The organism is Pinirhizobacter sp., assembly GCF_035317885.1.
In the GTDB taxonomy this organism is placed as follows: domain Bacteria; phylum Pseudomonadota; class Gammaproteobacteria; order Xanthomonadales; family Rhodanobacteraceae; genus Pinirhizobacter.
In genome coordinates, this window is record NZ_DATHFX010000043.1 from 1 (window position 1) to 10026 (window position 10026).

General features: G+C 64.9%; 10 protein-coding genes. 3 read left to right on the forward strand and 7 right to left on the reverse strand.

Annotated elements, in window-relative coordinates; all coding sequences use genetic code 11:
- Positions 1-465 (forward strand): DUF2961 domain-containing protein (locus VK519_RS01300; RefSeq protein WP_324346912.1); only part of this gene is annotated, 465 nt, incomplete at its 5' end.
- A 28-nt stretch (positions 466-493) separates the two neighbouring features.
- Here VK519_RS01300 and VK519_RS01305 read toward each other — a convergent pair.
- The 4 genes from VK519_RS01305 to VK519_RS01320 all read right to left on the reverse strand — a co-directional run bounded on the left by VK519_RS01305 (position 494) and on the right by VK519_RS01320 (position 4482).
- Entirely contained in the window at positions 494-1159 is a 666-nt protein-coding gene (locus tag VK519_RS01305; RefSeq protein WP_324346914.1) for a YecA/YgfB family protein, read from the reverse strand.
- Positions 1160-1927 (reverse strand): exodeoxyribonuclease III, encoded by a 768-nt coding sequence (gene xth, locus VK519_RS01310; protein WP_324346916.1) that lies wholly within the window; start codon positions 1925-1927, stop codon positions 1160-1162. It abuts the gene before it with no gap.
- Between the two features lie 39 nt (positions 1928-1966).
- On the reverse strand, positions 1967-2248 hold the full coding sequence (locus VK519_RS01315; protein WP_324346918.1) for a hypothetical protein: 282 nt from the start codon (positions 2246-2248) through the stop codon (positions 1967-1969).
- 194 nt (positions 2249-2442) lie between these two features.
- Entirely contained in the window at positions 2443-4482 is a 2040-nt protein-coding gene (locus VK519_RS01320) for a M3 family metallopeptidase (RefSeq protein WP_324346920.1), read from the reverse strand.
- A 102-nt stretch (positions 4483-4584) separates the two neighbouring features.
- On the opposite strand from VK519_RS01320, the gene VK519_RS01325 reads away from it, so the two are divergent.
- Positions 4585-5118: a gamma carbonic anhydrase family protein gene (locus VK519_RS01325; protein ID WP_324346922.1), complete on the forward strand. Its 534-nt coding sequence runs from the start codon at positions 4585-4587 to the stop codon at positions 5116-5118.
- 6 nt (positions 5119-5124) lie between these two features.
- Here VK519_RS01325 and VK519_RS01330 read toward each other — a convergent pair whose 3' ends face one another.
- A complete protein-coding gene (locus VK519_RS01330) occupies positions 5125-5283 on the reverse strand; it encodes a hypothetical protein (RefSeq protein ID WP_324346924.1) in 159 nt (52 codons plus the stop codon).
- Positions 5284-5415: 132 nt separating this feature from the next.
- On the opposite strand from VK519_RS01330, the gene VK519_RS01335 reads away from it, so the two are divergent.
- Positions 5416-6030, forward strand: coding sequence for an alpha-ketoglutarate-dependent dioxygenase AlkB (locus VK519_RS01335; protein WP_324346926.1), 615 nt, complete (start codon positions 5416-5418; stop codon positions 6028-6030).
- Positions 6031-6069: 39 nt separating this feature from the next.
- Here VK519_RS01335 and VK519_RS01340 read toward each other — a convergent pair whose 3' ends face one another.
- Together VK519_RS01340 and aroE are read right to left on the reverse strand one after the other, a co-directional pair.
- Positions 6070-8892: a TonB-dependent receptor domain-containing protein gene (locus tag VK519_RS01340; RefSeq protein ID WP_324346928.1), complete on the reverse strand. Its 2823-nt coding sequence runs from the start codon at positions 8890-8892 to the stop codon at positions 6070-6072.
- 184 nt (positions 8893-9076) lie between these two features.
- Positions 9077-9907 (reverse strand): shikimate dehydrogenase, encoded by an 831-nt coding sequence (aroE, locus tag VK519_RS01345; RefSeq protein ID WP_324346930.1) that lies wholly within the window; start codon positions 9905-9907, stop codon positions 9077-9079.
- Positions 9908-10026 lie beyond the last annotated feature (119 nt).

Consider the following 10026-nt stretch of genomic DNA (forward strand, 5'->3'; position numbering starts at 1 on the left):
CTTGCCGGTACCGGCAGCGAGGACTACCTCGGTTCCGGCTGGGGCCTGGGCCCGTACGTCCAGCGATACCAGGGGGCGCCGATTGCCGACAAGAGAACGAACCGCTGGCTGTTCTACCGGCTGCACGTACCCGACCCGATCATGTTCGAGCGCGAGTGCGAAGTGCGCCTGCAGCAGATCGGCGGCGGACCGCGCAAGCAGGTGATGGCGTTGAAGAAGGCCGGTGTGCCGTTACAGCCGGTGACGCTGGCCCCGGGCGGCCGGGAGCATTTCATCAAGCTGCTGGAGGACGGCAAGATCGATCCGGCTGCTGCGAATGCGCCCGATGGCTGGCTCAATTACTACCGGCAGGACGACATCGCGGCGACGGCGTACTACTACCTGGATTCGCCCGGGCAGGCTGCCGGCACCACGCTGGCACCGGTGGCCGAGCGCGTGGCGGGGATGAGCGCGGCCAAGCCGTGAACCTGTGGCCTGGCCTCGACGGTGGTTGCTAGTGCACCCACTCGCCGCTGCGCTGGCGAGGCGGGGCCGGATCGTCGTCGTCTGGATGGGGCGCGGCGGCCAGTTCCTCTTCGGTAGGCGTTTTCTGCCGCCAGTACTGGTTGACCGCGGCGAGCACCATCGGCACCTGCGACAGGCATTCGTCGTATTCGTCGTCGGTGAGTTTCTCGAACTCCGCATCGGCGGTGAGGATGCCCTCGTCCACCGCCAGGGCCATCACCGGGCCGAGCAGTTCCATCAGCTGCGGATCACCGGCCAGACGGGTTTCCCAGAGGCTGGCACGTATGTCGATGCCGCGGCTGAAGCCCTCGCACCAGCCCGCGGCCGATAGCACCGGGCCTGCGTCCAGGTCGATCTCGCCCAGGATCGGCTCGTAGGCATCCACCTCGAGCTCGGCCAGGATCGAGTCGTTGAGCTTGGCCAGGAGCGCCAGCACGCGATTGCCCTCGTCTTCGTCCTCGAAGGCGTCATGGAGCACTTCGGGCAGCCACTCGGTGGGCGTGACCGGGACAGGGCCGACGGCGATGGCCGACAACATGCCGTGGACGCCATCGAGCAGGAGATCGCCGTCGCCGCAGTGGGCGCGCAGGTAGCGATCGAGCTCCTCGAGTTCGGCATCATCCAGCGAGCTGGGCCAATCGGTTGGGGTATTCATCTAGACGTTCAACTCCAGGACCACCGGGGTGTGGTCGGACGGGCGCTCCCACGTGCGCGGGGTACGTTCGATGGCAGCGGCCGATGCCAGTGATTTGAGAGCATCGCTGATCAAGATCAAGTCGATGCGCAGGCCCATGTTGCGCCGGAACGCAGCCTGGCGGTAGTCCCACCAGCTGAAATGTCCCGCATCTTCTTCGAAAATCCGGAAACTGTCGGTTAATCCGAGGTCCGTGATGGCCTTCAGTGCGGCACGCTCGGGCGGCGAGGCGAGGATGTCCTCGCCCCACGCCACCGGGTCGTAGAGGTCACGGGCGTCGGGCGCGATGTTGAAGTCGCCCAGCACCACCAGCTTCGGATGACGCGTCAATTCGGCGGACAGGAAATCGCGCATCCGGGCCAGCCAATCCAGTTTGTAGCTGTACTTCTCATCGCCGACGGCCTTGCCGTTCACCACGTAAAGGTTGACCACCCGGATGCCATCGATGGTGCCGGCCAGGATGCGTCGCTGGGGATCGTCGTGGCCGCTCATGTCGGTCACGACGTCCGTGATCTCGCCGCGGGCCAGGATCGCCACGCCGTTGTAGGTTTTCTGGCCCGAGCACACGCTGCGGTAGCCCAGGGCTGCGATCTCGTCCACCGGGAACTTGCTGTCTTCGAGCTTGGTTTCCTGAAGCGCGACGATGTCCGGCTGGCTTTCGCCCAGCCACTGCTGCAGGTGGGGCAGGCGGACCTTGAGCGAGTTGACGTTCCAGGAGGCGATCTTCATGGCCGCATTGTAGCGGCCGTGTATGGCAACTCGGACGGGTCAGGTAACGCGGATCAGCGCGCCAAGCACCAGCAACAGCACCACCATGGAACCCAGGCCCGTGGCGCCGCCGCGGAAGGCGCCGCGCAACCAGCGCTCGCGCGGATTGCCCAGCAGGCCAATGGCAACCCCCAGCGCGGTAGGCGCAAGCAGGATGAAGGCGAGCAGCCCCACGGCAAAGCCGCGGATGATGGAGCCTTGCGTCGGGGTTGCCGCGTGCACCATGGGCACGATGAGGGCCAGCGCTACCAGCGTGGCCGCGCGTGACAGGTTTCTTGCCATGACACCCCTCCTTGACCCGCCGCGGTGCGCACGGTGTCGGCGCCAAAAGTACGCCGTACCAGATGAAAGGGCGGTGCAAAATCGGCAGCGAAGCGCCTTCACCGACGCAGGTGGGGGTCAGCAGGTGGGGGGTCAGAGTCATGACTCTGACCCCCTAACGTGCCTAACGTGCTCGAGTCCCCGCCGGAGGGTTTTCAGGTCAGGCCGTAACTGGCCAGCAAGGCATCGGGCCTGGGCTCACGCCCGCGGAACGCCACGAACGATTCCAGCGCCGGGCGGGATGCGCCCACGGCCAGCACCTCGCGCCGGAAGGCATCGCCGCTGGCGCGGTCCACCACGCCGGCTTCCTCGAACTTGCTGAAGGCGTCGGCCGAGAGCACCTCGGCCCAGAGGTAGCTGTAGTACCCGGCCGCATAGCCCCCTGCGAAGATATGCGTGAACGCGTGCGGGAAGCGCTGCCAGGCCGGCGGATGCAGCACGGCGACCTCCTGGCGCACTTTTTCCAGCACGTTCATCGGCTGCGCCCCGTGGCCGGGGTCGTAGTTCAGGTGCAGCAGGAAATCGAACAGGGCGAACTCGAGCTGGCGCACCAGGAACAGGCCGGCATGGAAGTGCCGGGCGGCCAGCATGCGCTCGTAGAGTTCATCCGGCAGCGGTTCGTTCGTCTGGTAATGGCGGGCGAACAGGTTCAGCGCCTCGCGGTTCCAGCCGAAGTTCTCCATGAACTGGCTGGGCAGTTCCACCGCGTCCCATTCCACGCCGTCGATGCCGCCGATCGACGGGATGTCGATCTCGGTCAGGAGGTGGTGCAGGCCATGGCCGAATTCGTGGAACAGGGTGAGGACGTCGTCGTGGGTGAGCAATGCCGGCATGTCGCCGGTAGGCGGCGGGAAATTGCAGGTGAGGTAGGCCACCGGCAGGTGGAACTGGTCGCCGTCCCGGAAGCGTGCCCGGCAGACATCCATCCATGCGCCGCCGCGCTTGCCCGAGCGGGCATACAGGTCGACATAGACGCCGGCGAACACCGTGCCGTCGGCGTCGAGCACGTCGAAATAGCGCACGTCGTCATGCCACTTGGGTGCGTTTTCGTTGGGGGCCAGCGAGATGCCATACAGCTGGCCAGCCAGGCGGAACAGGCCGTCGATCACCGCGGGCAGGGCGAAGTAAGGTTTCAACTGTTCTTCATCCAGCGCGTAGCGCTGCTGGCGCAGTTTCTCCGCAGCGTAAGCCACGTCCCAGGGTTCCAGGCCGTCCAGGCGCAGGCTTTGGGTGGCGAATTCACGTAGCTGTACCAGTTCCTTCTGGGCCACGGGCTTGGCGCGGGCGGCAAGGTCGCGCAGGAAGTCGAGCACCACCTTCGGAGAGTCCGCCATTTTGGTGGCCAGCGATTCCTCCGCGGCGTTGGCAAAGCCAAGCAGTTGGGCCGCCTCGTGACGCAGCTGCAGGATCCGTTCGATGCGCTGCGTATTGTCGAACTTGCCCGCGTTCGGGCCCTGGTCCGATGCCCGCGTCTGGTAGGCCCAATACACCTGCTCGCGAAGCTCGCGCTTGTCGGCGTAGGTCATCACCGCCTGCACGCTGGGCTGCTTGAGGGTGACCAGGTAGCCGTCGAGCTTGGCCTCCTGGGCGTACTGGCGCAGCACCGCCACGCCCGACGGCGGGATGCCGGCGAGGTCGCGCTCGTCGTTGACATGTTTCTGCCAGGCCTCGGAGGCATCGAGCACCGCATTGGAGAACTCGGTGGTGATCTTCGACAGCTCCACGCCGATCTCGCGGAAGCGTGAACGGGCCGGTTCCTCAAGGGCAACGCCTGAAAGGTGGAAATCGCGCAGCGCGTGTTCCACGGCGGCGCGCTGCGGACGCGGCAGGCCGGCAAAATCGCTGCGCGCGGCCACCGCCTGCACGGCGGCGAAGAGCTCGCGGTTCTGACCCAGCTCAATGGCGTGGTCGGTGAGTTTTTCTTCCGCGCGGCCATGGGCCTCGCGCAGGGCTTCGGTGTCGGCCACCGAATGCAGGTGGCTCACCGGCGACCAGGCCCGCCCAAGGCGCTGCTCCAGGCGCTCCTGCGGCAGCATGACGGCCTGGAAGCTGCCGCCGCCGGCCAGCACCAGCGCATCGATGGCCTGGCGGTACTCGGCCAGCAGGGTATCGATGGCGGGCTCCACGTGCTCGGGCCGGATGGCCGGGAAGGGCGGCAGTGCTTCGTCGCTGAGCAGGGGATTTTCCGTCGTCATGCCTTGGGTTTCCGGTCCGTGGGGCGCACCGTGCGCCCGAACAGCCAGCGTGGCGACCGCAGGCTGCGAAATCAAGCGCCACGGCGGCGGTAGAATGCCCCGATGAACCATCTCCGCAGCTACCGCGGCATCTATCCGCGCCTGGGCGAACGCGTCTACGTGGATCCTGCCGCCACCGTGATCGGCGACGTCGAACTGGGCGACGACGCTTCGGTATGGCCCGGCGCCGTGCTGCGGGGCGATGTCCACCACATCCGGGTCGGCGCCCGCAGCAATATCCAGGACGGCGCCATCGTCCATGTCACCCACGATGGCCCCTACACCCCGGGCGGCTTCCCCACCATCATCGGGCATGACGTCACCATCGGCCATGCCGCCGTGATCCACGCCTGCACCATCGGCGATTTCGCCCTGGTCGGCATGCACGCCACCGTCCTGGACGGGGCGTCGGTCGGCGACTACGGGTTCCTCGCCGCCGGTGCGGTGCTTTCGCCCGGCAAGGCGGTGGGCAAGGGCGAATTGTGGGTGGGCAACCCGGCGCGCTTCGTGCGGCTGCTCACCGAAAAACAGGTGGAGATGCTGGTTTACTCCGCGGCCAATTACGTCAGGCTCAAGGACGACTACCTGGCCGGTTGAAGAGGGTCAGGCCTGGCGCGGTCGGCGGGCGGCCTTGACCGGTGTCTTGCGCGGCGCTGGTGCAAGGGCGGCATTGGCTCCGGGGCGAGCCGACGGCGCACCGCGACTGGCGGCAGCCTTGGCGCTGGCGGGATCGTAGCTTCCGTAGTCGCGTTTGCTCTTCATCGGCAGGGCCTGAAACCTTGGGAAGATTTTTCGTCGACGGCGTGGCATGTGCCGCGAACACGGTGTGAGGGTATCTTCACGCTGTCCGGAGCATCGAACCCTTGACTTGACCTGAGCGAGTAGGCTGGAACGATGAGCCAACCTTCCCTTTTTGCCGGCGGTTCCGAGGCGCTGCTTGACGACGCCTCGGGCTTCATCGTGCACGCACTGGATGTCATTCCAGCGACAACCGCCGCGGACTGGTTCGCAAGGCTGCGCGATGGCGTGCCCTGGCAGGCCGACCGGCGCCTGATGTACGACCATGAGGTGGACGTCCCCCGGCTGCGCGCGGAATACCGGCTCGACGTGCGCGACACGCCGGGCCTGCTGCTTGAGGCGGCTGCAGCCGTCCGCACGGTGGTTGACGCGCCATACGACAGTGCGGGGCTTAATTATTACCGGGACGAAAAAGACAGCGTGGCGCCGCACAACGACAAGCTTGGATTCATCCGCGAAGGCGAGCCCATCGCGCTGCTGTCACTGGGCGCCACGCGCCGCATGGTGATCCGGGCCAAGCTACCGCCCCGCCGGGTACTTCAGGTGGATATGGTGCCAGGTTCGGTACTGGTCATGAGCTACGCCACGCAGCTGCATTACGACCACGGCATTCCCAAGCAAACCACGGCAAGTGGGCCGCGCATCAGCGTGGCCTTGCGCGTGCGTGGCCCTGATGGCGTCAACCGCCGGAAAAGTCAAAGCCCCGCCTGAAACCAGGCGGGGCTTTGGCGAACCAGTTCTGACCAGCGCCTAGAACTTGTACGTCGCCTCAAGGTAATACGCACGGCCGTAAGGGTCGTACAGGAATTCGTTGTACGGCGCGCCACTGGTGCCCGGGTAGCTGTGGTCCGGCGGCGGCATCTTGTTGGCGACGTTGTTCACGTTCAACGATAGCGCCCAGTCGTCCGTCGGATTGAACTGCACGCTGGTATTGAACAGGATCCACGGCTTCAGCCGGCCGGCACCGTCCTCGGCAAAGCCATAGGTGCTTGCCAGGTAGTTGGGCGAACTGCCGTAACGCGTGCCGTACAGGGTGACGCCCCAGCGGTGGCTGGAGGAATTCCAGGTGATCGAGCCGTTGACCTTCGACTTGAAATCGCCGATCGACTGAGTCGGGTCGCGCAGCAGGTCGATCATCTCGTCGCCTGGGAATGGGCGGTACTTGTGGGTGAGAATATCGCTGTAGGACAACCTGAAGCCGAGCGAGCCGTACGCATCAAGCGGCTGCAGGTAGGCTGCGTCGGCCGTGATGGCGTTGACGATCTCATTGGAGACGTTCACCTTCGGCGTGTAGATGTCGGTGATGAAGCCCTGGCCGTCGCGCGTGATCTGCGAAAGCGCCTCCACGCACAGTGGTGAGCCGATATCCAACTCGCCCAGCCGGCAGCGCGCTTCATTCTGCGAAAGCAAGTCGGCGCTCTGCGTGTTGACCTCGTTCTTGATGCTGTAGTGGTAGTAGTCGACGCTGAACGAGGTGCGTACCCAGGGCGACCAGACCACGCCGTAGTTCCATACCTTGGCGGTAATCGGCTTGAGCTTCGTGTTACCCGATTGCGTGCCGAAGAACTGGGTGTCGTTGTAGGGCGCCGGGCAGTCGGAGATGTTCGAGCCCCTGAAGCCGCGCAGCGCGCACTGGTAGTAGTCGGTGACACCGGAGAAATAGCCAGATGCACCCTGGAATTCATCGCTGAGGGTGGGCGCCTTGAATGCGGTGCCGTAGCGGCCACGCAGCAGCAGGCTTTCGAAGGGACGGAATTCCAGGCCGATGTTGTAGGTGGCCTTGTCCACCGACTGCTCTTCCACCTTGTATTTGTCGTAGCGGCCGGAAACATCCACGGTAAGCATGGAGAACACCGGCAGGCGCAGTTCCGTGGTGGCGGCGTAGCGGTTGCGATGGCCCGCACCCTGGACGTCGGTGGTGCCCCAGACACCGCCGTTCAAAAGCCTCGCGTCCGGTACGTATGACCAGCCCTGGTTGCCGCCTTCGGCCACCAGCGCGATACCCGCATCGCCGCCCGGGAGCGTGAACAGGCTGGCGTCGGTAACCTGCCCGCGCAGCATGTTGTCCCAGGTTTTTGCATGGGTGGTGGTGTAACCGCTGAATGCGGCGAAATCCGCGGGAGAAATCGGGTTGTACAGCGCGGCATAGTTGGGCTCGAAGATCGGATAACCGTCGTCTGTGACGCCCTCCTGCTCGCCCAGCACGTGGCTGGCGAAGTAGGCCTCGATCGGATCGGTGAAACGCTGCCAGTCACGCGTAATCAGTTTCTGTTCGGTGTGGGTAACGGCAACGTCGTAATCCCAGTTCGACTCGCCGAAAGAGCCCTTGCCGCCGAAGGTACCGCGCCAGGCGTTGGTGGTCTGTTTGTTCTGGATCGATTTATAGCCGCCCTGGCCGATGTCCTCGGGGGCGAAGGCGCGCTGCAACGTGTAGTAGTCGTCGTAGCGCGGATCGTAGATGTAACCGTAGCTTACGCCGGTGGACCAGAACGTATAGTTCGATCCGGTGGCGAATCGGGTTTCATCGTAGTTGTAGAGAAAATCGCCGTACAGCTGGTTGTGGTCGTTGATGTCAAACGTGCCGTGGGCATACGCCTGGGCGTTTTCGCTGTTGTTCTTGAGCGTGCGATAGCCCGGCGAGAGGAAGGAGCCACAGTATTCTCCGCTGCCCGGACGGAACTGCTTGGCCTCGCTGCCGCCGAAAAGATTGGAGACGTTGGCGCAGTTGTTGGGATCGAAGAACTGATAGCCGTTGCCGGTGGCGCTGGACACCAGTACGTCCCGGCCGGCCACCGGCGCGCTGGTGCCGTTGGCGTAGTAGTGGGATGTGATACCGCGGTCGAAGCCCCAGATGGCGTCCTGCTTTTCATACTGCAGGCCCACGAGAAGGTTGAAGCGGCCGATGGTGAAGCTGTCGGCGAGCGTTACGCGGCGGCTCGGGCCGCCGCCACGCTGGTAGAAGCCGTAGCGCACATCGATCGACGGACGGTCGAGCTTCTTCTTTAGCACGATGTTGATCACGCCGGCGATCGCGTCCGAGCCGTACAAAGACGACTGGCCGCCGGGCAGGATGTCGATGCGCTCGACCAGTTCAGCGGGAATGCCGCTGATACTGTTGAAGGTGTCGCTGCCGTTGTACAGCGCCGGGAAGTCCGACATGGGACGCCCGTCGATCAGGTATTTGACGTAGCTGGGTGAAAGGCCGAACAGGCTCAGCGTTTGCGCTCCCGGCGTAAAGCCGCCGGTGAACTGCGCGCCTTGCACGCCGCCGGTGGCGAAAGAGGATTGCTGGAGCGCATCGGCTACGGTAGCGAAGCCGCGTATCTTCATGTCTTCCGCGGTAATGGTGGTAATCGGCGTTGCGGTTTCGATTTCAGACTGCGGGATCAGCGAGCCGGTAACGGTGACGGCTTCAAGTCGCTTGGCGGCCTTGATCTCCTTGCTGTTGGCGGCTGCAGGCGTATCTTGCGACTGCGTGGAGGTGTCTTGGGCCAGGACAGCGGCGCCATGCACCGATAGGTATCCCACCGCCAGTGCAGCAAGCACGGCGGATCTCAGTTTTGAATTAAGCATTTGGCTTCCCTAGTGCATGGCGCTGCCAGCCCCCTGGCAGCGACAACACCGCTTCGCGGTCCATCGCGTGGTTCTATGCTCCCCGCTCCCCAGCGGTGTCACCAAACTTTAATAACATTCTCTTGCGAACAAGTGCAAGAAAAACCACGTGTGGCCGCAACTTCTTGCGGTGCCGCGCGCGGGATCAGCCGTATGTTTGGCGAAGCTCCGTATAAACAGGATCAGTATCCGGCCGCTTGCCGTGCCAGCGTTCGAACGCATCGGCTGCCGTCTCGACCAGCATCCCCAAGCCGTCGAAGGCGTAGCGGGCACCTGCGCCACGAGCCCAGCCGACGAATCCCGCGGCGGACTTTCCATAGGACAGGTCGTAACAAAGGGCGCGGGAACCGATGATCGATACCGGCAGGTCCAGGCCGCCGCCCAGGGTGCCGGCGGAGGTGGCGTTGACGATCAGGTCGAAGCTGCCGATGTCGTGGAGGTCTTCCCAATACCGCGTATGCGCGCGCGCCGGATCGCCGATGGCGTCGGCCAGGTTATCGGCGGCCACCGGGTTGCGGTTGACGATGGTTAGCGTACCCACGCCGGCATCCAGGAGATGCCATGCCACGCCGCGGGCCGCGCCACCGGCACCCAGTAGCAGGGTGGTATGGCCGCGCAAATCCATCGCGTGTCGTTCGGTGATGTCGCGGACCATGCCGTCGCCATCGGTGTTGTGTGCCTCAAGCCTGCCATCGGGCAGTCGCGTGAGCACGTTGGCGGTACCGGCGCGCGTGGCGGTGGCCGTGGCGATATCAGCCATGGCGAACGCCGCGGCCTTGTGCGGCAGGGTGACGTTGGCGCCGCGGCCCTCGACGAAGAAGGCGTGCACGGCTTCGGCGAGGCCTTCGGGATTCGCGTCGATCGCCTCGTAGGTGAGGTCGATGCCGAACTGGCGGGCGAAATCGGCATGGATGCGCGGCGACAGGCTATGGGTAATGGGATGGCCGAAGACGGCGAAGCGCTGGCGCGGGGGCATCGAGGGGTTCCAGGCGGCAAGAATCGACCGGGAAGTGTAACGGCTCGCACCCGTCGCGGTCCGTGAGACGACGGCAGGGGAGGATCGGCCCATGCCACACCGCCTCCTGAGGGGGACTT